This window comes from Anaeromassilibacillus sp. D41t1_190614_C2 (assembly GCF_015558525.1).
Lineage (GTDB): Bacteria > Bacillota > Clostridia > Oscillospirales > Acutalibacteraceae > Anaeromassilibacillus > Anaeromassilibacillus stercoravium.
In genome coordinates, this window is sequence record NZ_JADMOD010000002.1 from 57,276 (window position 1) to 82,797 (window position 25,522).

26 protein-coding genes and 1 other RNA gene are annotated in these 25,522 nt (G+C 53.8%); 22 read left to right on the forward strand and 5 right to left on the reverse strand.

All coding sequences use genetic code 11. The annotated features are described in order from the left end of the window. Positions 1–48: 48 nt before the first annotated feature. From I2G69_RS03390 to I2G69_RS03400, 3 genes are all read left to right on the forward strand, one after another. Complete coding sequence (locus tag I2G69_RS03390; protein ID WP_195560211.1) at positions 49–573, forward strand: C39 family peptidase; 525 nt, start codon at positions 49–51, stop codon at positions 571–573. A gap of 185 nt (positions 574–758) precedes the next feature. Then, positions 759–1,658 carry a permease gene (locus I2G69_RS03395; protein ID WP_195560212.1) on the forward strand — a complete coding sequence of 300 codons (900 nt, stop codon included), beginning with the start codon at positions 759–761 and terminating at the stop codon, positions 1,656–1,658. 80 nt (positions 1,659–1,738) lie between these two features. Beyond that, positions 1,739–2,722: an FAD:protein FMN transferase gene (locus I2G69_RS03400; RefSeq protein ID WP_243254815.1), complete on the forward strand. Its 984-nt coding sequence runs from the start codon at positions 1,739–1,741 to the stop codon at positions 2,720–2,722. A gap of 244 nt (positions 2,723–2,966) precedes the next feature. Here I2G69_RS03400 and I2G69_RS03405 read toward each other — a convergent pair whose 3' ends face one another. From I2G69_RS03405 to smpB, 5 genes are all read right to left on the reverse strand, one after another. After that, positions 2,967–4,700: an ABC transporter ATP-binding protein gene (locus I2G69_RS03405; protein WP_195560214.1), complete on the reverse strand. Its 1,734-nt coding sequence runs from the start codon at positions 4,698–4,700 to the stop codon at positions 2,967–2,969. Further along, positions 4,697–6,472, reverse strand: coding sequence for an ABC transporter ATP-binding protein (locus I2G69_RS03410; RefSeq protein ID WP_087232182.1), 1,776 nt, complete (start codon positions 6,470–6,472; stop codon positions 4,697–4,699). The genes I2G69_RS03405 and I2G69_RS03410 overlap by 4 nt, the downstream gene beginning before the upstream one ends. A gap of 108 nt (positions 6,473–6,580) precedes the next feature. Beyond that, complete coding sequence (locus I2G69_RS03415) at positions 6,581–7,195, reverse strand: TetR/AcrR family transcriptional regulator (RefSeq protein ID WP_237966891.1); 615 nt, start codon at positions 7,193–7,195, stop codon at positions 6,581–6,583. Positions 7,196–7,895: 700 nt separating this feature from the next. Next, positions 7,896–8,244, reverse strand: a transfer-messenger RNA (tmRNA) gene (gene ssrA / locus I2G69_RS03420). Positions 8,245–8,256: 12 nt separating this feature from the next. Further along, entirely contained in the window at positions 8,257–8,724 is a 468-nt protein-coding gene (gene smpB / locus I2G69_RS03425) for an SsrA-binding protein SmpB (RefSeq protein WP_087232179.1), read from the reverse strand. Between the two features lie 780 nt (positions 8,725–9,504). Between smpB and I2G69_RS03430 the strand changes: the two genes are divergently transcribed. From I2G69_RS03430 to I2G69_RS03520, 19 genes are all read left to right on the forward strand, one after another. Next, positions 9,505–11,091 carry a ParB/RepB/Spo0J family partition protein gene (locus tag I2G69_RS03430; protein WP_195560215.1) on the forward strand — a complete coding sequence of 529 codons (1,587 nt, stop codon included), beginning with the start codon at positions 9,505–9,507 and terminating at the stop codon, positions 11,089–11,091. A 295-nt stretch (positions 11,092–11,386) separates the two neighbouring features. After that, positions 11,387–11,728: a DUF7768 domain-containing protein gene (locus tag I2G69_RS03435; protein WP_148320086.1), complete on the forward strand. Its 342-nt coding sequence runs from the start codon at positions 11,387–11,389 to the stop codon at positions 11,726–11,728. Position 11,729: 1 nt separating this feature from the next. Then, a complete protein-coding gene (locus tag I2G69_RS03440) occupies positions 11,730–12,443 on the forward strand; it encodes an antirestriction protein ArdA (protein WP_195560216.1) in 714 nt (237 codons plus the stop codon). 27 nt (positions 12,444–12,470) lie between these two features. After that, on the forward strand, positions 12,471–12,977 hold the full coding sequence (locus I2G69_RS03445; RefSeq protein ID WP_195560217.1) for a PcfB family protein: 507 nt from the start codon (positions 12,471–12,473) through the stop codon (positions 12,975–12,977). Continuing rightward, the gene (locus I2G69_RS03450) at positions 12,964–14,799 is read left to right on the forward strand and encodes a VirD4-like conjugal transfer protein, CD1115 family (protein ID WP_195560218.1); all 1,836 of its coding nucleotides are present in this window, start codon (positions 12,964–12,966) and stop codon (positions 14,797–14,799) included. The genes I2G69_RS03445 and I2G69_RS03450 overlap by 14 nt, the downstream gene beginning before the upstream one ends. 96 nt (positions 14,800–14,895) lie before the next feature. Next, positions 14,896–15,108, forward strand: coding sequence for a Maff2 family protein (locus I2G69_RS03455; RefSeq protein ID WP_002578752.1), 213 nt, complete (start codon positions 14,896–14,898; stop codon positions 15,106–15,108). An 11-nt stretch (positions 15,109–15,119) separates the two neighbouring features. After that, positions 15,120–15,986 (forward strand): VirB6/TrbL-like conjugal transfer protein, CD1112 family, encoded by an 867-nt coding sequence (locus tag I2G69_RS03460; protein ID WP_058966413.1) that lies wholly within the window; start codon positions 15,120–15,122, stop codon positions 15,984–15,986. Between the two features lie 14 nt (positions 15,987–16,000). After that, the gene (locus I2G69_RS03465; protein ID WP_021659237.1) at positions 16,001–16,252 is read left to right on the forward strand and encodes a hypothetical protein; all 252 of its coding nucleotides are present in this window, start codon (positions 16,001–16,003) and stop codon (positions 16,250–16,252) included. After that, entirely contained in the window at positions 16,242–17,036 is a 795-nt protein-coding gene (locus I2G69_RS03470) for a DNA-methyltransferase (protein WP_087271439.1), read from the forward strand. Before I2G69_RS03465 ends, I2G69_RS03470 begins: the two co-directional genes overlap by 11 nt. Before the next feature lie 17 nt (positions 17,037–17,053). Next, positions 17,054–17,602: an MT-A70 family methyltransferase gene (locus I2G69_RS03475; RefSeq protein WP_195560219.1), complete on the forward strand. Its 549-nt coding sequence runs from the start codon at positions 17,054–17,056 to the stop codon at positions 17,600–17,602. Then, positions 17,599–18,660: a DNA cytosine methyltransferase gene (locus I2G69_RS03480; RefSeq protein ID WP_195560220.1), complete on the forward strand. Its 1,062-nt coding sequence runs from the start codon at positions 17,599–17,601 to the stop codon at positions 18,658–18,660. Before I2G69_RS03475 ends, I2G69_RS03480 begins: the two co-directional genes overlap by 4 nt. Before the next feature lie 62 nt (positions 18,661–18,722). Next, positions 18,723–19,118 (forward strand): PrgI family protein, encoded by a 396-nt coding sequence (locus I2G69_RS03485; RefSeq protein WP_195560263.1) that lies wholly within the window; start codon positions 18,723–18,725, stop codon positions 19,116–19,118. Beyond that, positions 19,066–21,435: a VirB4-like conjugal transfer ATPase, CD1110 family gene (locus I2G69_RS03490; RefSeq protein ID WP_442858881.1), complete on the forward strand. Its 2,370-nt coding sequence runs from the start codon at positions 19,066–19,068 to the stop codon at positions 21,433–21,435. The genes I2G69_RS03485 and I2G69_RS03490 overlap by 53 nt, the downstream gene beginning before the upstream one ends. Further along, positions 21,416–23,161 (forward strand): C40 family peptidase, encoded by a 1,746-nt coding sequence (locus tag I2G69_RS03495; protein WP_195560221.1) that lies wholly within the window; start codon positions 21,416–21,418, stop codon positions 23,159–23,161. Before I2G69_RS03490 ends, I2G69_RS03495 begins: the two co-directional genes overlap by 20 nt. Before the next feature lie 13 nt (positions 23,162–23,174). Next, positions 23,175–23,429, forward strand: a complete 255-nt coding sequence (locus tag I2G69_RS03500) for a DUF4315 family protein (RefSeq protein ID WP_195560222.1) — start codon at positions 23,175–23,177, stop codon at positions 23,427–23,429. 2 nt (positions 23,430–23,431) lie between these two features. Beyond that, entirely contained in the window at positions 23,432–24,205 is a 774-nt protein-coding gene (locus I2G69_RS03505) for a DUF4366 domain-containing protein (RefSeq protein WP_195560223.1), read from the forward strand. Further along, complete coding sequence (locus I2G69_RS03510) at positions 24,202–24,378, forward strand: hypothetical protein (protein WP_007491259.1); 177 nt, start codon at positions 24,202–24,204, stop codon at positions 24,376–24,378. The genes I2G69_RS03505 and I2G69_RS03510 overlap by 4 nt, the downstream gene beginning before the upstream one ends. Before the next feature lie 4 nt (positions 24,379–24,382). Further along, positions 24,383–24,736 (forward strand): cysteine-rich VLP domain-containing protein, encoded by a 354-nt coding sequence (locus tag I2G69_RS03515; protein WP_195560224.1) that lies wholly within the window; start codon positions 24,383–24,385, stop codon positions 24,734–24,736. 177 nt (positions 24,737–24,913) lie between these two features. Continuing rightward, the gene (locus tag I2G69_RS03520) at positions 24,914–25,513 is read left to right on the forward strand and encodes a hypothetical protein (RefSeq protein WP_195560225.1); all 600 of its coding nucleotides are present in this window, start codon (positions 24,914–24,916) and stop codon (positions 25,511–25,513) included. Positions 25,514–25,522 lie beyond the last annotated feature (9 nt).

Here is a 25,522-nt window from a genome sequence, read left to right on the forward strand (position 1 = left end):
GAGTAAAATACTTTTTTATTAGGGACTGCGAGACAATACCAACAATATTTGCCCACTAAGGAATTCACTTATTCCAAGAATCAGCGGCTGGGTCCATCTCCTAATGAATTTTATGTTGGGGATGCTTCCAGCCGCACAGGTGGCTGGTACTGCTTTGAAAGCCCCATCATTGAAGCTGGAAATGCCTGGATACAAGCAAACGGCGGGGGAGGCAGGATGTTGTCGCTGACAGGCATATCCCAAAGCGAGTTGGACCAGTATGCGCGGGACAAGACGCCAGTCGCCGTCTGGGTGACAATGGATTATATGCCTCCTGTTTACACGGATTCTTTCAGCTGGATACTGCCAAGCGGAGAACGGTACATTCCCTACAACAACCTGCATTGCGTCGTCTTGGCGGGGGAAGAAGGCGAGCAGTACCGGATTGCCGACCCGATGAATGGTTGGCAGTTGGTTGACAAAGATGTATTCTGGAGCAGCTTTGATGCCATGGGTTTACGGGCGGTGACAGTTGGGACAGAACCTTTTCATAATGCGAATCTTTGCAGAATCCATCATGTCGGAAGTCTATGAAGAAACTGGCTGCTAGATAAAAAATCCTGTCTCACGGATGTGAAATCAAGTAGTTCCAGATGGAAAATAGTGCGGGATATGTCTTTCTAATTATGGATCACGATATGGTGGCCATGATGGCAAGCGCGAATTTCTACGATTTACCTGACCATGAAGACAGGTCATATAGAGGAGGGAAGGCACAGATGGAAGTCCTTAGACGGGAATGGATCTATATTTGGTATTACTTTACTGTCCAGTTGGAGCAGATCTTCGGATGGTGGGTACTGGGAATGGTGATTGGTTCAGCCATTTCCGTTTTTGCCAAAGACTATATTCATCGTGCTTTTCGCTCACTTCATGGCAAGAAACTGGGATTTTTAGGGATTATAGCAGCCAGTGCATTGGGCGTTGCGTCTCCGCTGTGTATGTACGGCACAATCCCTATTGCCGCATCTTTTTCCCGAGGAGGCATGAAAGACAGTTGGTTAGCTGCGTTTATGATGTCCTCCATCCTGCTGAACCCGCAACTCATCATTTACAGTGCGGCACTAGGTGGAACGGTCTTAGCTGTGCGTATTGTTTCCTGCTTTCTCTGCGGTATTACTGCCGGGTGGCTCCTTCATTTTTTTTACAGGGATAAGCCCTTTTTTAACTTTTCTGGATTTGACGAACCGAAAAGCCGGGATACCGATCCAAATCTTTTGATTCGATATCTAAAAAATCTTTGGCGCAATATAAGATCCACTGGGCCTTATTTTTTCATCGGCGTGCTGCTTTCCGCTCTCTTTCAGAGATATGTTCCTGCGGAAACGATGACAATCCTGTTCGGCAAAAACGAAGCACTAGGCGTCCTGATGGCTGCCACCATCGGGGTCCCGCTCTATGCCTGTGGCGGTGGAACCATCCCTTTGCTACAGCAATGGCTGTGGGATGGTATGAGCGTGGGAAGCGCGGCTTCCTTCATGCTCACCGGGCCTTCCACTAAGATCACCAATTTAGGCGCTTTGAAAATTGTTTTAGGGATGAAGCGGTTTCTGTTGTACTTGGCCTATGTGATGGTATTTTCATTCATTACAGGACTGGTTGTAAATCTAATCGTATAAAATTGCCTTGTTACAAAATTGAATCTTAGCGGGAAGGGAAAATAACAATGAGACGATGGATATCTGGTGTGTTAACAGTGATGACGCTTGTGTTGTCGGGCTGTGCTACAGAGATAGAGCCAGTAGAAACCTCTCTTTTTGCGATGAATACATACATGACTTTTACAGTATACGGTGAAAACGCCCAAGATGCTTTAGACGAATCCGTGGAATTGATTCAAACTATGGAGTCCCGCTGGGCCGTTACCGATGATGAAAGTGAAATTTATAGGGCGAATCACAGCGATGGGCGACCGATTTCTGTGAGTGAGGAAACAGCAGCGCTAATTTCTTTTGCGCTAGATATGGCAGAAAAAACAGAGAGCGCATTGGATCCAACCATCTATCCCGTTTTATCGGCATGGGGATTTACTACAGATAGCAAACAGGTTCCCTCTCAAGAGCAGATTGACGCCTTGCTGGAGCGAGTGGACTATAGCGAAATTCAACTGGACGGAACAACCTTGACAATGCCGAAAGGGATGCAGTTGGATTTGGGAGCAGTAGGAAAAGGCTATACTGCGGACTTAGTGGCAGAAGTGCTTCAAACACATGGGGTTCAGTCTGCGCTTATTAATCTTGGCGGGAATATCCAGGCGGTTGGCCCCCGGCCTGATGGCAGCGACTGGCGCATCGGCATTCGTGCCCCTTGGGGGGAAGACAACTTGGGCGTGTTAGAAATCAGTGACGCAGCAGTGGTAACATCCGGTGGCTATGAAAACTATTTTGAAGATAAGGACGGGAATATTTACTGGCACATTCTCGATCCATCTACTGGTTATCCTGCAAACAGTGGTCTGCAGGCTGTTACCATTATTGGAGAAGAGGGCAGGCTGTGCGATGCGCTCTCTACAGCTCTGTTTGTTATGGGGACGGAACAAGCGGAAGCTTATTGGCGAGAAAATGGCGGGTTTGATATGCTGCTGGTCACCGATGAAAACGAGATTCTTTTGACGGAGGGGATCGCAGACAAATTTACTTTGAGCGATGGACGAAAAGAACCTGTTCAGGTATTGGTATCATGAAGAAAAGAGACCGTTTATCTTGGCTGGAAACCCTTGACAGACTGGCATCCTTAATAGCGCCCTGGCGTTACGGCAACCCGATAGGGGAAATCCCGTTTCGTAAACTGCCCGGCAGAACTCCACAGGAAGGCCGGGTTCCAAAAAATCCAGTGTAGCTAATTTCCCATATTGTCACCATCTCCTAACGATCGCTAAATACTGGTACAAATTCGGGCTGATCATCATCCAAGCGGGAGAATCCTTTTTACACCAGTCTCCAGTCCTGGCTTTCCGTCTGCAATTCCACCATACGGGCATAAAGACCATTTTTCTTCTGCAACTCTTTAGGCGCTCCTTCTTCTGCCACAGTGCCTTGTGAGAGTACCACGATCTTGTCTGCGCCTGCCACTGTGCGCATCCTGTGAGCAATCACCAGCACAGTCTTATCCGCAATCAGACGGGATAATGCCGCTTGAATCAAAGTTTCATTTTCTACATCCAGGGAAGCGGTTGCCTCATCCAAAAGAATAATCGGAGCATTTTTCAGAAAAGCTCGGGCGATGGAAATGCGCTGCCGTTCTCCACCGGAAAGTTCACAGCCGTTTTCCCCGATATTGGTGTTCCACCCATCAGGCAGTTTTTCTGCAAATTCGTCCACGTTGGCCAGTTTTGCCGCCGCTATCACCTGCGCATCGGTGGCTTCTTTGTTCCCAATACGGATATTTTCTAAAATCGTATTGTCAAATAAAGTCACATCCTGAAATACAATGGAGAACAGGGACAACAGTGTTTCCGGATCTGTTTTGGAAATGTCCATGCCGCCTACCGTAATTTTGCCGCGACTTACATCCCAAAACCTTGCCGCCAGACGGGAAACAGTTGTTTTACCACCGCCAGATGGCCCCACCAAAGCGGTAACCTCTCCTTGCTTTGCGGTAAAGGAAACGTCTTTCAAAACGGTTTCTCCTGTATTGTAGGCAAACCCTACATGGTCAAAGACAATGTCATAGCCTTTGTTGGAAAGCCGGTTATCGCCTTGTTGAATGGGATGGTCGAGGATTTCATTCATACGGGCGATATTGGTGCGTGTGCTGATCACCGCTGCAAGATTTTGAAGTGCGCCTTGTAGCGGGTCATAAAGTCGCGATACGACTAGTAAAAACAGAAAGAAAGTGATCACATCCAAACTGCCCTGGATCAGCAGTATGGAGCCAACCAGCGCAACCGTAGCAATCCCTAATTTCAATACTAATGATGCGGAGACCACAAAGGCGGCAAGTCCAAATTCGTTGAGAATGGATCGGCGTTCGACTGCGCGGATTTTCTTTTCCAGTCCTTTCAGGTATTCTGCTTCGGCATTGTTGGCTTTCAAGTCCCGTACTGTTTCGATGCACTCCTGAATCCCATCTGCACAGGCCATCTTAACATCCATGGCTTTTTGATTGAGCTTTTCTTGCACTTTTGAGGAAAAGCCTACAATCGCAAAGGCAACCGGCATAACCCACAGCGCCGCCAACGCCATGCGCCAGTCGAAAATAAGTAGGCTGATAGAGATAAGAATTGTGGAAATGATGGAGCCCGCCAGTTCGGGGATAAAATGGGAAAAACTCTGCTCCAAAAAGGTGCAGTCGGCCATAATCGTACTGGTAAGATCGGCCAAATCTTTTTTACCAAAAAAGGACAGCGGGATTTTCCGCAGCCGTTCGGCCAGTGTAATACGCCGTATGCCGCTTTCCGTATAAGTGGCAAAGTAGGTAGCGTTATACTGGATGTAAGTGGTAAGCAGAATAAAACCGATACACACCACACAGCCAATAGCATAAAACGCAATTTTTTCGCTGGAAACACCGCCGTTTAGCAGATCACTTACTAAAGAGAACAATAGTCCCACTGGGAACATAAAGGAAAGATTTTGTAAGACACAGGCCAGACAGCCTTTTACAAGATCTTTCGCTCCCTGTTCGGAAAGAGCGTATCGTTTTTGCAGCCGTTTTATCATTTTGCTACCTCCTTTGCAACTTTCCATTGAACGGAAGTCTGATAGTTCTGCCACATCCGGTTGAAAATGCCGTCCTTCGCCAACAGATTGCTGCTGGTACCGCTTTCAGCAATCTGTCCGTCGCAAATAACATAGATTTTATCCGCTCCTGCTACGGTAGAAAGACGGTGGGCAATCATGATGACTGTTTTGCCTTTAGACAATCTAGAGAAAGCAGCCTGTACCCGTGTTTCGTTGTCCGGATCGGCAAAAGCCGTGGCTTCATCTAAAATAATGATGGGCGCGTTTTTCAGCATGACGCGAGCGATAGCAATTCGTTGCTGCTCCCCGCCGGAAAGATAAACGCCCTTTGTACCGATCACGGTGTCCGCCCCTTGAGGCAGTTTTTCAAGGATATCATCGCACTGAGCATTGTGAAGCGCAGCAAGGATTTCTTCCCGGGTTGCGTCAGGCCTGCCCATGCGCACATTTTCCAGAATAGAAGCTTTGATAAGATGGCTGTTCTGGAATACGAAGGAAACCGTGTTCATCAGTTCCTCTTTGGAAATCTCTTTTACATCGACCCCACCAATCTTTATGCTACCACTCTGTGGATCAAAGAAACGCGAGATCAGATTGGCGAGCGTAGTTTTTCCACCGCCGGATGGGCCGACAAAAGCTACAGTTTGTCCTTGTGGGATGGTGAGGGAAATGCCTTTCAATACCTCTGTTTTTCCGTCATAGCTGAAACGAATATCGTTCAGTTCTACCGAAGCATCTTGTGGATGTTTTGGGCGCTTTGCTTCTTTCAGGGGTTTTAAATTCAAAACGCTGTCGATCCTCTGCAAGGCATCGTTTACAATCATGGCATTTTCACTTTGAAACATGATGCGCGTTAACGTGACCGAAATAATCGGTGTAATAATAATATAAAAAATCAGATCCAACAGGAATTCTGTTGTGATACCGTTTTGGATAAATAGCAGGCCGCCTGCGATCAATGTAGCAAAAACCCCGTTAATGGCCGCTGTATAAAACATCATGGGCGCTCGAAGCTGTTTGGTGTAGGCAATCACCCATACTTTATAGCGGTCAATGGAGTCTTTGAATTTTTTGAAAGAGAAGATGGTCTGTCCAAAGGTTTTGACTACTGGAATACCTCGAACATATTCTACTGCCTCGTTTGACATATCATCTAGTGCGTTTTGGTACTCTTTCATTTTTTCCTGCATCCGTTGTCCGGTCATCGCCATCATAATTAAAAATCCCAGAATCACAGGAACAAGGCTTAAGAGACCAAGTCGCCAGTCAAATACCAGCAGCAATACTAAAAGTCCGCAAGGCGTAGCAATCGCATTGGCCCGGTCGGGAAGTTGATGGGCAAGATAGGTTTCGGTGGCGGCGCTGGATTCGTTGACAATTTTGCGAAGTTTGCCGCTACCAAAGTTCTCTACAAACCCAAGCGGCAGCTTGACGATATGCTCCATAGTTTGCAGCCGTAGGTTGGTGGCAATACGAAACGCCCCCTTATGGGAGCACATCAGTCCCGCTATGTAGATAAGCACGGCGATGACCGAAAACAGAACCGCCATCCAGCCGTTATAAGTCAGATTTTGTGCCCGACTGAAATCCGGAGCAACCCCCAACACTTCCTGAATCACTTTCCAGATGTAATAGAAGGGTACCAAAGCGATGAAGGCACTGATAGCTGAAAGCATCCATGAAGCATAGAGCAGGTATTTGTGTCTGCCTGCAATTTGGAGCAGGCGCGACAGATTAGATTGCTTTTTCAAAAGAATTCCTCCTTTATTGATTTATGATATAGAGAACATATATTTTGTCCTTCTTATATCCATGTTTTAGTTAGTCGTAGCTAACTAAAGGGCAAAAATTACAGGGCTTTACTGCCCCATAATTTTCATCCATCCGGCTGTATAAAAGGCGCGCATTTCCTTTACATAATTTTCTGCGTTATTCAGTGGCATTTCATGGATCACCAGTTCAAAAAAAGTATGAAACATGCCAGTAATCAAAATATGCTCCAGTGTGGGATCAATCTTCGGGGAGGGCCGCCCAAGCTCCTGCAGGACCTTCTGATAGGAGTGCGTTGCTTCCACTTCAATTTCCACCATTTCGTCAATAAGGCCGGAAAATTTTGTTCCTTCCGAGCAGCAGAGAATGAGTTTGCATTCCTCCAGATGCGCATAGGCGTAACGGAGCATATCGTACATACAAAGTCCGGATACTTCGCTCATAACTTCTGGCTGCCGGTGAAGAGGCAAATTTGCAAATTCCTGCTGTGCCTCTTTAAAGCGATTAAGGATATATTCATAATGTTCACCGACCAGAACTTCAAACAGTTCTTCTTTGCTTTTGTAATACCCATAAAAGGCTCCAGTAGTCATGCCTACCGATTTGACAATGTTTCGTAGGGAAGCATCTTTATAGCCTTTTTCCAAAAACTCCGCTTTTGCAGCCTGATGGATGCGTTCTAAAGTTGTTAAGTTTCCGCTTATTGTATTTACCCTCCTTATAACAGCGTTATATATCACTGTTATATTATAACGTGTAAAAAATGATGTCAAGAAGAAAAGAGAATTTTGCGTATTTCACGGATTGATTATTAGAAGAATATTTTTGTAAGCAATAGAGTTAATAAAGATTAGAAATACAATCTTTTCAAAACCCTTGATATTTCAAGGCTTTTTGCCTACCTAATACTCAAATTTAATGGATTTTCCCTGTTTTTGCCCTTACGAGCCGAAACAAGGGGAAGTTTTTTGTTGTTAGGAACCCCCGGCAATGCGGGGGAGTTCACAAAAAGCTTTAGCGTTCCATAGTAAATAAAAACTCCTTTTGATACAAGAAAGATGCGGTCTGCCAACTGCACCAAAGTATCAAAAGGAGGACAAAAGGCATGAAGCCCAATGACAAAAATAGTTTAGCACCTACGATATGGAACTGCAAATATCATATGTAATAGTAAGATAAAACTTAGTGCTATCAATAGAAAGTATGGATTGTCTATGACAATGTGCTTTTTCAAGTGATAATAAGCCATGCAGTTGGATCTTAAACCAACGGATATCACATATGCCAAAACCCGAGGATTAAGGCACATAATACCTTAACCCTCGGGTTTCTGCGTTGCCATCACAACCACACCCTTACGGCAAAACCGTCTTTGAAAAAGCAGGTGTTCGTGTAATGTCCATTTGGTGGAGCTGAGGAGAATCGAACTCCTGTCCGAAAATCACTTGCCCTGGCTTTCTACGAGTATAGCCGATGTTTTGACATTCCCTCTATAGGGCGCCCAAAGGCAGGCTTCCTACGTTAGTAGCCTTTGCGTCATGACGGAGGTAAAGGCGTTCCTTCGTTCACGTTCACCGCTCATCGACGCCTTTATCCGAGCCGCGGTACTCCCGGTAAAGACGGCAGCCTAATTAGGCTGCGTACGCAACAGTATTGTTGTCGTTTAATTTTAAAGTTTGCGGAGTTTTAAGCGTGTCCGCACCGCTACTCGCTTACCAGGGTTCACAACCTCCGTCGAAACCATTGCAGCCCCATATCTACTACTTTATGATCGGTTTTTTTCTTTGAGTGCGCGATCAATGTCACGCTTTGCTGCACGTGCTGCAAGATCTGCGCGTTTATCGTAGAGCTTCTTACCACGACAAAGCCCCACTTGTACTTTGACTAGGGAACCTTTTAAATAGACAGAGAGAGGAATGAGAGAATATCCGTCCTGCTTCACAAGGCCAAACAGCCGCATGATCTCCCGCTTGTGCATCAGAAGTCGGCGCACGCGCATCGGATCTTTGTTAAAAATATTGCCCTGCTCATAAGCACTGATATGCATTCCGTTGACTAGAAGCTCCCCATTAACAACGGAGCACCAAGCGTCTTTGAGATTGCACTGCCCTTTGCGCAGAGACTTTACCTCTGTGCCACACAACTCAATGCCCGCTTCTAAACTTTCTTCCACAAAGTAGTCGTGAAAGGCCTTTTTATTTTGTGCGATGGTTTTCAAAGAAGTATGCGGCATAAAAAAGCCCTCCTTTCCGCTGCCTCCGTGGTCTTATAGCATATCATATTTTTGTTTTGCTGTCAAACAAAAACCTCACTAGAGGCCAAAAGAAAAAGAGAACCCATAGGCAGAATTTCGGCTTTTCAAGCATTGAAATCCGGCGGGAGATCCCATAGAATATTATTTAGATCAGAGTTACCCGTGTTGAAGCTGAAGTGCTTCAGAGGCAATATATAGGAATTCATGCTGTAGTTCTTTGATGAGGCCGCTCCAGGAAGGCTCCTAAAGGACAGGGGAGTCTCTCAGACAGCGACCTAATCACATTAAAGAAAAGTTCAGCAAGACAGCCTTTGAACTCTAATAACATAAGGGGGAACGATTATGCGAGAAATTCGGAAAAAGAGGGCTGTAGCGACGGCATCTGCAAGGGGAAAGGAAGTGAAAATACAGCCATAAGGAGGATTTTTCGTGATACAAAGGATACCAGACCCTAATGTAGTATTTCCAAATTCCTATGGAACAACTTGTTTTTTAAAAAATGTGATTACCGCACCTAATATTTTGGTTGGGGATTACACTTACTAAGGGCCATATAAAATAGGAAAACTGCAAATATAAGGCTTTTCGGAGCCTACAATCCGAAAAATAAAATAAAAGTCTATCACATTACGCTGAAAGCCGTCCGGGTAAAATCTGGGCGGCTTTTTTGCGTGGTGGACTTGGAAAGGAGGAAAATTTTTCGATAGAAAATCAACGCTCATTTTTGTGCAATACACCAAAACTGAAGGAGGTTAGTGAATGGCAGATGACAAACTCAAAACCGGCCCGGAGCCCCCTGGCCCGGATCGTCCCGGTGACGCTCCTGTGAAAGACGCTCTGCCAATCCAGGAGCCCCCGGTTCAGGAAACCGACGCGCCGGGGAAAACGCAAGAGCCCGCCGCGCCTGGTACGGGCCCGGCACTCCAGGCAGAACAGTCTGTTATTCCCGGTATGGGTGAGGACAATCCGGCCCGCTCTGCACTTGGGGAAGTAGTGGTTGATTTTGACAAGATCAACGAGCTTATGTCCCAGCGGCGGGCAGCGGCGCATGGAGCCGTAGACAAATTAAAGGCTCCGGCTACTGATAAGGATGGTAAAGAGGCTCCTATCCTGGAGGAAAAAGCGCCGGAGGCGGATCAGCCGAAAAAGCGCCGGGGCCGTCCCCCGAAAGAGCAGGCTGCGGTGTCTGCGGGAAAAAAGGAGAAAGCGGCGGAGCCCCGCACAGGCCGCCCGTCTAAGGTTGACAAGGCGGCCCGTGAGGAGGCCCCGCCCGCTGTTCGGGACAAAGTGTCCAGAGGTAAGAAAGCCGACAAGGGCAAGGAAACGGGCTCCGGCGGTGCGCCTGCGTCTAAATCCGCTAAGGCGGTAAAGCCGGGCAAGGCCGCTCCCGTCAAGGAGGCGGCAGTCCCGCCGCCGGAGATCAATCTGCCGCCCACGCCTGACGTGCCGCCCCGCCCGGTGGAAGAGGGAAAAATCGTCTATCTGAAAATGGCGGAGCTTCATCCGTTCCATACGTTCCGGGAGCATCCCTACAAGGTGCAGGACGATAAGGCGATGGACGATCTGGTGGGGACGATCAAGGAACACGGCATTATGACACCCGCCACTGTCCGCCCGGAAAAGGATGGCAAGGGCTATGAGATTATCGCGGGCCACCGCCGCCATCATGGTGGTGAGCGGGCCGGGCTGGAGGAAATGCCCTGTATTGTCCGCGAAATGACTGACCTTGAAGCTGTCCGGGAAATGCGTAACAGCAATAAACAGCGCGGTGATCCCCTCCCCAGCGAGCTGGCAAAGCTCCTGGATTTGGAGGTGGAGGCCATCAAGCGCCAGGGGGCCCGCCCGAAAAATGAGAAAGAGGCCGAGGCCCTGGGTAAGCTCTCGGTGGAGATCGTGGGTAAGGATCACGACATGAACTATAAAAAGGTCATGCGGTATATCCGCCTTAATTCCCTGGTGCCGGAGCTTCTGGACAAGGTGGACACAAAGCAGATGGGCTTTATGCCTGCGGTGGAGATCTCGTATATCAGGCCGGAAAACCAGCGGCTGATTGCCGTTTCCATTGATGGGGAGCAGTCCTCCCCCTCGGTGGCCCAGGCGAAGCGGCTCCACGAGCTGGACAAGGAGGGCAAGCTCAACGGCGATGTGATTGACGGTATTTTGAGTGAAGAAAAAAAGGAGGATCGCGGTGTGATTATTTCGACTGCTGAACTGTCTAAGTATTTCGGCAAGGAGGTCACTCCTGCCAAAATGAAGGAGCAGATCATGGCCCTGCTGGACGAGTGGAAAGAGAAACAGCCGCCCGAATTGGCAAAGCCGGACAAGAAAAAGGACTTGGAGAAGTAACCAGGCCCCACTTCTGGACACTTTGTCCAGAGGTAAGCGCCCCGCGCTTGGGATGGGCTCTGTGGTGATATATCCCCCGTCGCCGCCTATATTCCTGCACAGCCGGGAGTGGGCCGTCAAGGGTGCAACGCACCGCCGCTCGCGGCGGCTTGCCCTTGACGGTCTGCCCCGGCTGTGCTACTTCCAGCGGCGCGGCGGGGGTATATATCCTCCAGAGCCGCCCCCTTTCCCTGGATAGGGAAAGGGCGGGGGGATAGGGTCGAACTACCTATTATAAATATCGGAGGTGTTGAAGATGAAACGATCCCTTGCTTATATTACCGCCGCATGGCGCGGCGATCCTGCGGTGGACATGGAGCAGGCGGCGCATTACTGCCGTGTGGTCTACGATGCGGGCTATTCCCCCATCTGCCCCATGCTCTATCTGCCGCTGTTCCTCAATGACGCGGTGCCGGAGGAGCACAAGAACGGCATCGACATGGGCCGTGACCTGCTCCGGCGTTCCCGTGTGCTGGTGGTGTGCGGCCATACCGTCACCGAGTCCATGAAAAATGATATTGCTGTGGCCCAGCGGCTGGGGATCACCGCTACCACCCTTGAGGGCATCCTGACCGTCAAGGGACAGGGCCGCCGCTGATATGGCATCCCTGTTTGAAGCCTACATCACCAACCTGGGAAAATACAACGAGGGAGAGCTGGCCGGTGAAACCTTGAAATTTCCCACTACCACGGAGGAGGTGCAGGCGCTCCTAAAACGCATCGGCGTGGACGGGGTGCGGTACGAGGAATTTTTCATCACCAGCTTTGACGGTGATGTGCTGGGGCTCTATGACTACTTAGGCGAATATGAGAACCTGGACGAGCTCAACCATCTGGCCTGCCTGCTTTCCGAGCTGGATCAAGGCGATTTGGAAAAGTTTGAGGCGGTCATTGACAGCGGCGAACATACTTCCAGCGTGGCTGACCTGATCAATCTGGCGCAAAATCTGGATTGCTACGAGTTTTATCCCGGTGTGGAGAACGATGAAACCCTGGGCCGCATTTATGTGGAGGATATGGAGGCTATTGACATTCCCGATCACCTGCTCCCTTACTTCGACTATGAAGCATACGGACGGGACGTGCGGATCAACGAGGACGGCCACTTTGCCCCCGGCGGCTATGTGCTGAACAACGGCGGCAAATTTATCGAGCACTACCACGGGATCGAGGACATTCCCGCCGAGCACAAGGTTTTCGCGTTCCCGCAGCTCTCGGTGCGGGAGCAGATGGCGGCCTATAAAGAAATTGTTGACGGCTCCTCCCTGGAGGGCTATCGGAAGATTGCCAAAAAGGAGCATGAGGAGCGATAGCGGCACTTCTGGACACTTTGTCCAGAGGTGCTTTTTTCAAGGAAGGGAGGGATACGGCTGATTGATGAGGACGTTTCCAGACGTACCATAGCAGTTTCCATTAAGGCAACAAAGCTCACGGGCCGGGTGCTGGCCCAGGCGTGTCTGGCGGTGGGCCGGAAGATCAAGAAAGCTCACCGGGCCCGCCAGACACCCCACGGCAAACAGACGGTGCGCCAGCTCATGGGCCACGGGGCCGCCACGAACAGCATCGAGGTGGAGTCCCCAAAGGACTTTGACCGGGTGGCCCGGCGCTGGAATGTGGACTATGCCTTTTATAAGACCGGGCCGGACAAATACCTGTTGTTCTTTAAGAGCGGGCAGGCCGACGCCATCACCGCTTGCTTTTCGGAATATTCCCGGCGCGTGTTGAAGCGTTCCAAGTCCCAGCGTGTTCCCATTCGGGAACAGCTCAAAGGGGCTGCCGCTGAACTGGCCCGCCAGCCGTCCCACAAGAAAGAACGTGCAAGGGAGGCGGTGCATGAGGACAGATAGCGTCAAAAAGTATGTGATACCCAATATCCCGTACCTGTTTATTCTGTGGGCCTGCCTAAAGCTGGGGACGGCCTACCGCCTGGCCCCTGGAGCAGACTTTGCTCACAAGCTCATGGGCCTGGGGCAGAGCATCGGCCCGGCCTTTGCCGATTTTGCGCCGGGGCAGGCCCCCTTTGACTGGCTCATCGGTATTGTGGGCGCGGTGGGCTTTCGCCTGCTGATCTACTTCAAAAGCAAGAACGCAAAGAAATTTCGGCGGGATGAGGAATACGGATCGGCCCGTTGGGGCACCGAAAAAGACATCAAGCCCTTTGTCGATCCGAAGTTTGAGAACAACGTCATTTTGACAAAGACGGAGTTTCTCACCATGAATACCCGGCCCAAAAATCCTGCCAACGCCCGCAACCTCAACGCCTGCATCATCGGCTCGTCCGGGTCAGGCAAAACCCGCTTCTGGCTCACGCCCCAGCTACTCCAGGCGCACAGCTCCTATGTGTGCGTCGATCCAAAAGGCGGGGTGCTCTCCCAGGTGGGGGCTTTCCTGCAACGCCGGGGCTATAAGGTCAAGGTGTTCAACAGCATCGACTTTTCAAAATCCATGCACTACAATCCGCTGTCCTACATCCACAATGAGGCGGACATCCTAAAATTCGTGGATACCCTCATAGCGAACACCAAAGGCGAGGGCAAGGAGGGCGATCCGTTCTGGACAAAGGCAGAAACGCTCCTTTATTGTGCGTTGATTGCCTATATCATTTTCGAGGCTCCTGCCGAGGATCGGAACATCAATACCCTGGTGGACATGATTTCCGGCATGGACGTGAAAGAGGATGACGAGTCCTATATGAACGCGGTGGACTATATGTTCAAGGGCCTGGAAAAGCGCAAGCCGGATTGCTTTGCCGTGAAGCAGTACAAGAAATATAAGCTGGCCAGCGGCAAGACCGCGAAAAGCATTTTGATTTCCTGCGGCTCCCGGCTGGCCCCCTTTGACATCCCCCAGCTCCGGGAGATCATGAGCTATGACGAGCTGGAGCTTGACCGCATCGGGGATCGGAAAACGGCGGTTTTCTTCACAATTTCCGACACAACCCCCACTTATAACTTCATTGTTGCCCTGGCCTTTTCGCAGATGTTCAATCTCCTGTGTGAACGGGCCGACAATGTTCACGGGGGCCGCCTGCCCCATCATGTGCGGGTGCTGTGGGACGAGGCGGCCAACACGGGCCAGGTGCCCTCGCTGGAGAAGCTGGTGGCCGTCATCCGTTCCCGTGAGGTAAGCCTGTGCCTGTTCTACCAGCAGTACGCCCAATGCAAGGCCATATACAAGGACAACGCCGAAACGATCCTGGGAAACATGGACAGCGTAATTTTTCTGGGCGGGCGGGAAAGCTCCACCATCAAGGAGATTTCCGAGAACTGGCTGGGAAAGGCCACGATCTCCATGCAGACCGAGGGCCGCTCCCGTGGGCAGTCGGAAAGCTACAACCAAAACACCCAGCGGCTGGGCCGGGAGCTGATGACCCCCAGCGAGCTGGCTACCATGCCGGGCGATAAGTGCATTTTGCAGCTGCGGGGCCTGCCCCCGTTCTTTTCGCCCAAATACGATTTGAAGCAGCACCCGAACTACAAATATACATCGGAGGCTGACAAACAAAAAAACGCCTTTGACCTTGATAAGCTCATCAACCGCCGCAGGCGGCCTGGGCTGAACGAGGCTTGTGAGGTGTACGAGGTAGACGTATCGGACACAGGGCCCGTAAGCGAGGACGAGGACATCCTCAACTACGATGATGTGGACGATCCGGATGCCTATGTATAAAGCACTTCTGGACAAAGTGTCCAGAGGTCGTAACCTGCCGCCTGTATGGGCGGCTTTTTTCATGGCCGGGGAAAACCCCGGAGAAATGGAGGCTATATGCAGTTCTTTTCTTCCGCTATTGATACTTTGCAGACCCTTGTTGTGGCTCTCGGCGCTGGCCTGGGCGTGTGGGGCGTTGTCAATCTCCTGGAGGGGTACGGCTCGGACAATCCTGGTTCCAAAAGCCAGGGCATGAAGCAGCTCATGGCGGGCGGCGGCATCATCCTGCTGGGCACCACCCTGATCCCTCTGCTGTCCGGCCTGTTTTAAGGTAGCGGCTTATGGATTTTCTCACCGACTGGCTCACGGACTGGCTCAAAGAGCTGCTGATTGGCGGGATCATGGGGAACCTGGAGGGGCTCTTTGATTACGTCAATACCCAAGTCGGAGAGATTGCGGTACAGGTGGGGACTACCCCGGCGGCGTGGAACGCCGGGGTATTTTCCCTCATCCGCCAGCTTTCCGAAACGGTGATCTTGCCGATTGCCGGGCTGGTGCTGACCTTTGTTGCCACCTATGAGCTCATTCAGATGCTTTTGGAAAAAAACAATATGCACGAGTTTGACGTGGCGAATATCTACAAATGGATATTCAAAACGGCTTGTGCCATCTTCATTCTCTCAAACACCTTTAACATTGTGATGGCCGTCTTTGACGTGTCGCAGACGGTGATCGCCCAGGCGGGCGGCCTGATCCAGGGCTCCACGGACATCACGCCGGATATGATGACGGAGCTGGAAACCACCCTGGAGGGGATGGATTTAGGGCCGCTTTTGGGCCTGTGGCTCCAGTCCTCTATTATTGGCGTTACCATGTGGGCGCTGGGCATCGTCATTTTTGTTTTGGTGTATGGCAGAATGTTGGAAATTTATTTGCTTACCAGTTTGGCCCCCATCCCTATGGCAACGATCTCCCACCGGGAGGTGGGACAGATCGGGCAGAACTATCTGCGCTCCCTGTTTGCCGTGGGCTTCCAAGGATTGCTCATTCTGGTGTGTGTTGCGATTTATGCGGTGCTGATCCAGGGAATTGCCACAGGCGGAGATCCCATTGGGGCGATTTGGGGCACCGTGGGCTATACGGTTTTGCTCTGCTTCATGCTGTTCAAAACCGGGACGATTGCGCGAAGTATCTTTAGCGCACATTGATAAAGGGGTGTTATATGCCGAGAAGATATGGGCCCGACGGGTCGCGCCTGTGGAACGGGAAAGCGCCGGAGGACTTCAACCAGGCCGATGTTTACCGTTTTATGGCGGAAACGGAGGCCGTTTTGCAAAAGCAGGAATTGCTGGGCGGCAGGGATGACGCGAAGAAAATTGCCCAGCAGTTAGCCGAGGGGCGGGCGCAGGCCGCCCGTGAAAACGCCGCCCGGCCCGCCCCGGCAAAGGGCAAGGAGGCCAGGGATGACCGATAAGGGCACCTCTGGACAAAGTGTCCAGAAGTCCCCGGAGCTCCCGGAGGGCCTGTTCCTTATGGATGGCATTGAGGGGCTGCGCTCCCTGCCCCGTCATTCTGTGGATATGCTCTTGACCGATCCGCCCTATGGCACCACCCGGAACTTTTGGGATGTGCCCCTGCCGCTCCCGGAGCTGTGGGAGGCGGTCAAGTGGGCGGTCAAGCCGGACGGCGCTGTACTGTTCTTTGCACAATGCCCCTATGACAAGGTGCTGGGGGCATCCAACCTGTCCATGCTCCGCTATGAGTGGGTGTGGTACAAAAGCCGCTGCACAGGCTTTCTCAATGCCCGCCGTGCTCCGCTGAAAAAGACGGAGAATATTTTGGTGTTCTATCAGAAGCTCCCGCTTTACAATCCGCAGTTTGAGCAGGGCAAGCCCTACAAGAAAATTGCGGGCAATAACGGGAACAGCACCAACTACGGGAAATTTACCCGTTCCGGCAGCGGATCGGAGGACGGCCTGCGTTTTCCCGGAAACGTGCTGACCTTTCCAGCCGTCCAGCGCACCGTCCACCCCACGCAGAAGCCGGTGGCCCTGTGCGAGTATTTTATCAAAACCTACACCCGGCCCGGCGAGGTGGTGGCGGACATCTGCGCGGGCTCTGCCACAACAGCGGTTGCCGCCCTCAATACGGGCCGCCGCTTCATCTGTTTTGAAACCGTCCCCGCCTACTACGCCGCCGCCACAGAGCGCATCCGTCTGGCGCGGGCAGCGTTGGAGGCCGGGGAGAAAGGAGTGTAACTATCGGACAGTATTCTGTGATCTATGCCGATCCCCCCTGGCGCTACACGCAAAAGGGCTTGCAGGGTGCGGCGGAGAAGCATTACCCCACAATGGGGATTGACGAGATATGCGCGCTCCCGGTGGCCGATCTTGCGGCCCCGAACAGCGCGCTTTTTTTGTGGGCCACATTCCCGCAGCTCCCGGAAGCCCTGCGGCTGATCCAGGCGTGGGGCTTTACCTACAAAAGCGTGGCGTTTGTGTGGCTCAAGAAAAACCGAAAGGCCGACAGTTGGTTCTATGGCCTGGGCTTTTGGACGAGGGGAAACGCGGAGATCTGCCTGCTGGCAACGCGAGGACACCCGAAACGGCAGGCGGCGAATATCCATCAATTTATCATTTCCCCCATTGAAGCCCACAGCAAAAAGCCGGACGAGGCCCGTGATAAGATCGTTGCCCTCATGGGCGATGTGCCCAGGGTGGAGCTGTTCGCCCGGCAGTCCCCGCCTGGCTGGGATGTGTGGGGGAACGAGGTGGAAAGCACCGTCCCGGACTTCTGGACAAAGTGTCCAGAGGTGGGCCTGTGAGCGCGATTACTCTGGGGAGCCTGTTCGATGGGATCGGCGTTTTCCCCCTGGCAGCGTCGCGGTGCGGTATCCGCCCACTGTGGGCCAGCGAGATCGAGGCTGCCCCTATCTCCATCACCCGGCGGCACTTCCCGGACATGGCCCACTTGGGGGACATCACCAAACTGGACGGCGGGGCCGTCCCGCCTGTCCATGTGCTGACCTTTGGCTCACCCTGCCAAAATCTTTCACAGATCGGCAGGCGGGAGGGGCTGGATGGGGCCAAATCCGGCCTGTTCTTTCACGCAATCCGTATCATTCAAGAAATGAGAAAGGCCACCAATGATCTATATCCAGTTATCACTATTTGGGAAAACGTCATGGGAGCGTTTTCTTCAAATGACCGGATGGACTTTAGAGCCGTGTTATCCGCTTTCACAGACGCCGAAATTCCAATGCCTGCTTCGGGAAGATGGGCAAACGCCGGAATGGTGCGAGGGGGATGTCCCGATCTCGCATGGCGGCTCATGGATGCCCAACACTGGGCAAGGCCCCGGCTGGCCCGGCGGCAGCGCGTCTTTCTCGTGGCAGATTTTAGAGGGCGGCGTGCTCCCGAAATATTGTTTAAGCCCCGGTCAATGCAGCCACTTTCTCCGTCTGGCGGAGAAAGCCGGGTGCCCGCCCCCGGCGGAGATCGAGGCCCTTTTCTTGAAGCAGGGGGGCGAATACCCATCGTCCGACCCTTTCAAGGATTCCGTATGCGGGGAGCCGCAAAAGGCGGGCAGCACACCGCGTTCCGAAACAGCTTTGGACTGCCAACTGACCCTTTTCCCACCCTGCTGGCTGGAACAGTAACGCCCTTTGCCTTTTGGTATGAGGACGATCCGGCAGGCGGCTGTGTGCGTTTTCCCACAGAATTGGAGTGTGAGCGGCTGATGGGCTTGCCGGAGGGCTGGACAAAATACGGCGCGGACGGCAAAGAGATCAGCGCCGCCAGCCGCTATAAAGCCCTGGGCAACGCCATCGCCTTACCCTGTGCGGAGTACATTATGGCAGGGATCGCGGAAGTGCTGCGCTGAGATACCCCGGACTTCTGGACACTTTGTCCAGAAGTGGCCGGGCTGGAAAGGAAGTGAGCAAAATTCCCTATGTAAATGTCCCAAACGATTTGTCAAAGGTCAAGACAAAACTGGCCTTTAACCTGACGAAACGCCAGCTTGTGTGCTTCGGGATCGCGGCGGCGGTGGGCGTCCCCACCTATCTGCTGGCCCGGAGCACCATCGGCAATACCGGGGCCATGTTCCTGATGATGGCCGTGGCGCTCCCGGCGTTTTTGCTGGCGATGTATGAAAAAGACGGGCTCCCGCTGGAAAAGGTGGTGGGAAACATTATCCGGGCCCGTTTCCTGCGGCCTGGGATCAGGCCCTATCAGACGCAGAATATTTACGCCCCGTTTACCCAGCGAGGCGCTGCGGGAAAGGAGGATGCGATTGAAAACGGCAAAAGACCAAAAGCGCGGCCCCGGAAAGGCCGCTAAACGGAAAGTTGCGTTGTCTGCCCAGCAGACGATCCCCTATCTGGTGATGCACCCGGACGGGGTGTGCCAGCTCCCCGGTGGGCTCTACACAAAGACGGTGGAATACGAGGACATCAATTATTCCGTGGCTTCTACCGAGGATCAGACGGCCATTTTCGGAGGCTGGAGCTCATTCCTCAACTACTTTGATACCTCGTTGCCGTTCCAGCTTTCCTTTATTAACCGGCGTTCCCGTTCCCGGAGTAAGTACCGGGTGAACATCCCCCCGGCCCAGGACAATTTCAACAGCGTCCGGGCCGAGTTTACCGGGATGCTGAAAAATCAGATCGCCAAAAGCAACAACGGCATTGAGCGTTCCAAGTATATCACATTCGGCCTGCCCGCCGAGGGGATCGCGGAGGCCCGGCCCCGCCTGGAACGGGTGGAGGCCGATGTGACCGGCAATCTGAAACGGCTGGGGGTGCCCTCGGAGGCTATGGATGGGCAGGCGCGGCTGGCCCTGCTCCATGGGCAGATGCACCCCGGCAGCCGGGAGCCGTTCCGTTTCTCCTGGCAGGACATTCCCAAAACGGGCATGGGCACAAAGGACTATATCGCCCCGGACAGCTTCGACTTCCGGCAGTCCCGGACGTTCCGTGTGGGCCAGTATTGGGGCGCTGCGTCCTATTTGCAGATTTTGGCGTCCGAGCTCTCTGATAAGCTGCTGGCGGAAATTCTGGAGCTGGATGCGGAACTGACCGTTACCATGCACGTTCAGACGGTGGATCAGCTCAAAGCCATCAAGACCGTCAAGGGAAAACTCTCCGACATCGGCAAAATGAAAGTGGAGGAACAGCGAAAGGCGGTACGGGCCGGGTACGATCCCGACATTCTCCCGCCTGACCTCATCACATTCAGCAAGGACGCGGCGGAGCTCCTGGCTGATCTCCAGTCCCGCAATGAGCGGATGTTCCTGCTGACCTTTACGGTAGTAAACCTTGCCCCCACCCGGCAGCGGCTGGAAAACGATGTGTTTACCGTGGGCGGTATCGCGCAGAAATATAACTGTGCCTTGAAGCGGCTGGATTGGCAGCAGGAGCAGGGCTTCGTTTCTTCCCTGGCCCTGGGCTATAATGAGGTGGAGATCCAGCGGGGCATGACAACCAGCTCCACGGCCATCTTCATTCCCTTTATGACCCGGGAGCTCCGCATGGCCGGGCCGTCCCTCTACTACGGCATGAACGCCCTTTCCCATAACGTCATCATGGCTGACCGCAAAAAGCTGAAATCAGCCAACGGTCTGTATCTTGGCTCAACCGGATCGGGAAAATCCTTTGCGGCAAAACGGGAGCTCTTAAACGTGTTCCTCACCATTCCCAAGGATCGGATTCTGATTGTCGATCCCATGGGCGAATATGCGCCGCTGGTGCGGCGGCTGGGCGGGCAGGTGATCGAGATCGCCCCCGGCTCTCCCAGCCATATCAACCCCATGGACATCCAGCTTGATCTGGACGAGGACGAAAGCCCGCTTTCCATGAAAGCGGATTTTTTGTTGTCCCTGTGTGAGCTGGTGGTAGGCGGCAAGGACGGCTTGCAGCCCATCGAAAAAACCGTGATTGACCGCTGTGTGCGGCTCATTTACCGGGATATGGCCCTGGGGATCGGGGACGGCAAGCCGCCCTTGCTCCAGGACTTGTACGAGGAGCTTTTGAAGCAGCCGGAGCCGGAGGCCCGCCGTGTGGCAACCGCCCTGGAGCTCTACTGCACCGGCTCCCTCAACCTCTTTAACCACCCCACCAACGTGGACTTGACCGCCCGTGTGGTGTGTATCGTGTTGAAAGGGCTGGGGGAAAACCTGCGGAAGATTGCCATGCACATCACCAACGATTTTGTCACTTCGGCGGTCAATGTGAACTTCCATAACGGCATTTCTACCTGGTGCTATTTTGACGAGTTTCATATTCTGCTCCGGGACGCGCTTACCGCCAGCTACTTTGTGGCCGTGTGGAAGATGCTCCGCAAAAAGGGTTGCGTCCCCTCGGCCCTGACGCAGAACGTCAAAGACCTTTTGGCCAGCCGGGAGATCGAGGCCATTCTGGACAACACGGATTTTATGATCCTGCTGTCCCAGGCCCAAAGTGACCGGGCAATTCTGGCAAAGCAGCTCGGCATTTCGGAGCACCAGCTCTCCTACATTACCCACAGCAATTCCGGCGAGGGCCTGCTGTTCTATGGGGATGTGACCATCCCCTTTGTGGATCGGTTCCCCAAAGGTGAGATTTATAACCTGCTGACTACCCGCCCGGAGGATTTGAAGAATGAAGCGAAAACCGAATAAGCCCAAACAGGAGCCCAGGGAGCGCCCCGGCTCCTGGGAGAGCGCCGCCGATCCTGGCGGGGCCGCTGGGGGCGGCTCCCCAGGCGGTGCCGGGGCTGCGAACAACGACACTTCTGGACAAAGTGTCCATAAGTCAAAGTTCCGGCAGAAAAGCAAACAGGAGCAGGCCGCTGCGTCCAAGCTCCGCATGGAAAAGCGCGGGGAAAAGCTGGAACGGGCAAAGGATAAGCTGGCAAAACAGAAGCCCCCCAAAAAGCCCGGCCCCGTCCGGCGGGTGGGCCGCGCCGCTGGCGGCACCGTTCACGGCTTTGTGCATGGCAAGATTTATGAGAATGAACAGGAAAACGTGGGGGTCGAGGGGGCCCACCGCTCCGAGCTGGTGGGCGAGTCCGGCCTGCGGCATGGCAAGCGGTTTGTGCAAAAGAAAATCCGGCAGCGCCCGGCAAAGGCTGTCCAGCGGGCCGAGTCCAAATATGTCAAGGCCACGGCGGACTATCATTTCCGCATGGCCGCCCAGGAGCACCCGGAAATGTCCGGCAATTCTGTTTCCCAAATGTGGCGCAAGCACCGCCTAAAAAAGCAGTACCAAAAGCGGGCGCGGGAGGCGGCAAAGACGGGAGCGGCAAGCGCCGCCAAAAAGACCGCCGCCGCCACGGAAAAGGCCGGGGTAAAGATCGCGGGCTTTGTGAAGCGGCATCCCGTGGGGGTGTTGCTGGCCCTGGCCTGTGTGCTCCTGCTCTTTATGATGCAGTCCTGTTCGTCCTCTCTGGTGACGCTTGGCAACGCCGGGGCAGGCGCAGTGGGAGCGACCACCTACCCGTCCCAGGACGAGGAAATGCTGGCGGCGGAGGCGGCCTATTCCGGCATGGAGGCCGAGCTGCAAAACTATCTGGACAGCTACGAAAGCACCCACGACTATGACGAGTACCATTTTGACCTGGACGAAATTGAGCACGATCCCTATGTGCTGATCTCCATTCTGTCGGTGCTCCATGAGGGGGCGTGGACGGTGGACGAGGTACAGGGCACCCTGGAAACCCTCTTTGACCGCCAGTACATTCTCACCGAGGATGTGGTGGTGGAGGTTCGGTATCGGACAGAAAGCCGGACGGACAGCGAGGGCAATTCCTACACAGTGGAGGTGCCCTACAATTACTACATCTGCTATGTCACGCTGGAAAACAAAAACCTTTCCCATCTGCCCCTGGAAATAATGGGCGAGGAACAGATGGCCCGGTACTCCCTCTATATGTCCACCCTGGGGAACAGACCCGATCTGTTCCCGGAGTCAGCCTATGTGGGAAAATACATCACAAACCCGCCCGCTGACTATGACGTGCCGAAGGAATATCTGGACGATGAAACCTTTGCGGCCATTTTGGGCGAGGCGGAGAAATACCTGGGCTATCCCTATGTGTGGGGCGGCAGCTCTCCGGCCACGTCCTTTGACTGCTCCGGCTTTGTGTCCTGGGTGATCAATCATTCCGGCTGGAATGTAGGCCGCCTGGGAGCCCAGGGGCTCTATAACATCTGCACCCCCACCAGCGCACCTCGCCCCGGCGATCTGGTGTTCTTTGTCGGCACCTATGACACGGCGGGCGTGTCCCACTGTGGCATCTATGTGGGGGACGGGATGATGATCCACTGTGGCGATCCCATCCAATATGCAAATTTGAATACAAGTTACTGGCAATCCCATTTCTACGCCTACGGGCGTTTACCCTGATAAGGAGGTATCTATGGCGGTAAGCAAAAGCCAGAAAATCCAGGCCGAGATTGATAAGGTCAAGGTCAAAATCAGCGAACAGCAGGCCCGGCTGAAAGAGCTGGAACAAAAGCACCGGGAGGCGGAAAACGAGGAGATCGTGGACATTGTGCGGGGCATGAGCGTTTCCCTGGAGGAGCTGCCCCTGGTACTCCAGCGGCTCCGGGACGGCGGCACCTCTGGACAAAGTGTCCAGAAGTCCGAGGACGGCGGAAAGGAGGAAAATTGAAGATGAAACGCTTTCGGGTGATGGCGGCGGCGCTTTGCGCCGTCGTTCTTTTATGCGGCTTTAGTGTCCCGGCGTATGCCTACGCGGACGGCGGCGAGGGCGCGGACTACGGCGATCCCACCATGACGGAGGAAGCTCCCGCCCCGGAGCCCACCATTGAGCCCGGCGAGGGCTTTTCCGAAGAGGGCAGCCTTGTGACCCGCGATCTGCTCTATGACGAGCACACCAACAAGCAGTTTATTACCGTCCAGACCAGCGGCGGCAATATGTTCTATATCGTCATTGACTATGACAAGCCCGTGGACGAAGAGGGCGAACAGTACGAAACCTACTTTTTCAGCGTGGTGGATGAGGCTGATCTGCTGGCTGCGGCGGAGGCCGCTGGCGTGGAACAGGCGGTGTGCTCCTGCTCTGAAAAATGCGAGGCGGGGGCCGTCAATACGGATTGCGCCGTCTGCTCTGTCAATATGAGCAAGTGCGTGGGCGTTGAGCCGGAGCCGGAGCCCACGGAAACCCAGGAGCCCGCCCCGGAGGCGGCCGAGCCGGAAACGGGCGGCAATACAGGGATGCTCCTGGCGGTGCTGGTCGTGGCCCTGTTGGGCGGCGGAGCGGTGTTCTATTTCAAGGTGCTGCGCCCCAAACAGCAGAAAGCCGCCGCGCCCCAGGAGGACTACGGCGACGAGCTCACGGACTATGACGAGCCGGACGGCTACGGGGACGAGGACGGCCCGCCCTGGGACGAGGAGGACGATGACGGAGAGGAGGCGGACAAGTGAGGTTTACCAACAGCCCCTATGAAAAGATGATGCAGCAGAAGCCCCGCCCCCAGGCTCCGGCCCCGGCAAAGCCGCCCAGGGGCTCCCGGTGCTCCGGGTGTCCCTACTGGCGCGGGATCGGCTGCGTGTCCTGCTACCGGGAGCTTATGCGGGCCCCGGCTGGCGGGAGGTGAAGCCGTGTCCCGTGAACTGACACGCGAGGAAAAAAGGAAAATCCGCGTCCTGGTGACAAAGTGGTGCGCCAACTATGACAAGGAATATGGCTGCCTGCCCCTGGACTGTGAGTGCTATATGCTGGGGAAATGCTGGACGGGGGCGCTGTGCCGCTATTTCCGGGAGGCGGTGCTGCCCCTCGATCCGGCGCTGGAGGCCGCCCTTTTGACCGAGGGGCCCAGGCCGGAGTTTAAGCTCTGTCCCATCTGCGGCGGGCCCGTCCCTCTGGATGGGCGGCTGGCCTACTGCTCCGAGTCCTGTGCCCGGATCGCCCTGCGGCGGCAAAAGCGGGAGTATATGCGAAAAAAACGGAGGTGATGTGTGGAAAATTAGGCCCCGGAAAACGCCCATATTACAAGGCTCTCCGGGGCCGCTTTCGGGGTAGGCCGTATGTTTCTATGGCCTGCCCCGTTTTGCCCAAATGCTTTCCACATCTTAAACCGTCACTTCTGGACATTTTGCCCAGAAGTGGCCCGATCCCGGAAAGGAGGTACAATGGACAAAAATCAAGGCTATTCCATTCTGAAAGCTGTTATGCTGGAAAATGGCCGGGGCTTTGCCCTGGGGCATCATCCCACAGCCCCATCCCCCTATGTAACATGGGCCTGCTACGATGACGAAAAGGGCCAACGGCAATATGAATGGGGACACTATGGCAACGATCTGAACGCTATGGAAAAGGACTTTGCAGGCCGGGTGCAGGACTACCAGCGGCTTTTCAAGGTCAAGGTGGTGCAGGTCGAGGCTCCCGGCCTTTACAAGTATTATTCCACCCAGCGCCCGGTGGACATCGGAACATTCCCCAAACCGCCCCACAACGCCCCGGATGAAATCGTCAACTACGATCAGCGAGTCCCGGTGGAGGGCGGCGCGTTCCTGGCCTGGGGCCATCTGACCTACACCAAACCGCTGACTGAAAAGCAAGCGGCGGACTATGAGCTCCAGCCCGCCCCGGTTATTTCCGAGCTGCGCCGGGAAAGCGGCGGCAGGCCCCGCCCGATTGCCGAACAACTGAAAGCAGCCCAACGGGAGGCCCAGGAGCAGCGGGCCCCGGACGCACCCAAAAAGAAAGCCCCTGACCGGGGCGACAGATAGGAGGATGAT

What these genes read in the sequence shown, in the direction of transcription:
- I2G69_RS03395 (WP_195560212.1), top strand. Translation starts at nt 759, where the DNA reads ATGGAAGTCCTTAGACGGGAATGGATCTATATTTGGTATTACTTTACT.
- I2G69_RS03400 (WP_243254815.1), top strand. Translation starts at nt 1,739, where the DNA reads ATGACGCTTGTGTTGTCGGGCTGTGCTACAGAGATAGAGCCAGTAGAA.
- I2G69_RS03405 (WP_195560214.1), bottom strand. Translation starts at nt 4,700, where the DNA reads ATGATAAAACGGCTGCAAAAACGATACGCTCTTTCCGAACAGGGAGCG.
- smpB (WP_087232179.1), bottom strand. Translation starts at nt 8,724, where the DNA reads ATGCCGCATACTTCTTTGAAAACCATCGCACAAAATAAAAAGGCCTTT.
- I2G69_RS03430 (WP_195560215.1), top strand. Translation starts at nt 9,505, where the DNA reads ATGGCAGATGACAAACTCAAAACCGGCCCGGAGCCCCCTGGCCCGGAT.
- I2G69_RS03435 (WP_148320086.1), top strand. Translation starts at nt 11,387, where the DNA reads ATGAAACGATCCCTTGCTTATATTACCGCCGCATGGCGCGGCGATCCT.
- I2G69_RS03440 (WP_195560216.1), top strand. Translation starts at nt 11,730, where the DNA reads ATGGCATCCCTGTTTGAAGCCTACATCACCAACCTGGGAAAATACAAC.
- I2G69_RS03450 (WP_195560218.1), top strand. Translation starts at nt 12,964, where the DNA reads ATGAGGACAGATAGCGTCAAAAAGTATGTGATACCCAATATCCCGTAC.
- I2G69_RS03455 (WP_002578752.1), top strand. Translation starts at nt 14,896, where the DNA reads ATGCAGTTCTTTTCTTCCGCTATTGATACTTTGCAGACCCTTGTTGTG.
- I2G69_RS03460 (WP_058966413.1), top strand. Translation starts at nt 15,120, where the DNA reads ATGGATTTTCTCACCGACTGGCTCACGGACTGGCTCAAAGAGCTGCTG.
- I2G69_RS03465 (WP_021659237.1), top strand. Translation starts at nt 16,001, where the DNA reads ATGCCGAGAAGATATGGGCCCGACGGGTCGCGCCTGTGGAACGGGAAA.
- I2G69_RS03470 (WP_087271439.1), top strand. Translation starts at nt 16,242, where the DNA reads ATGACCGATAAGGGCACCTCTGGACAAAGTGTCCAGAAGTCCCCGGAG.
- I2G69_RS03490 (WP_442858881.1), top strand. Translation starts at nt 19,066, where the DNA reads ATGCGATTGAAAACGGCAAAAGACCAAAAGCGCGGCCCCGGAAAGGCC.
- I2G69_RS03495 (WP_195560221.1), top strand. Translation starts at nt 21,416, where the DNA reads ATGAAGCGAAAACCGAATAAGCCCAAACAGGAGCCCAGGGAGCGCCCC.
- I2G69_RS03500 (WP_195560222.1), top strand. Translation starts at nt 23,175, where the DNA reads ATGGCGGTAAGCAAAAGCCAGAAAATCCAGGCCGAGATTGATAAGGTC.
- I2G69_RS03505 (WP_195560223.1), top strand. Translation starts at nt 23,432, where the DNA reads ATGAAACGCTTTCGGGTGATGGCGGCGGCGCTTTGCGCCGTCGTTCTT.
- I2G69_RS03520 (WP_195560225.1), top strand. Translation starts at nt 24,914, where the DNA reads ATGGACAAAAATCAAGGCTATTCCATTCTGAAAGCTGTTATGCTGGAA.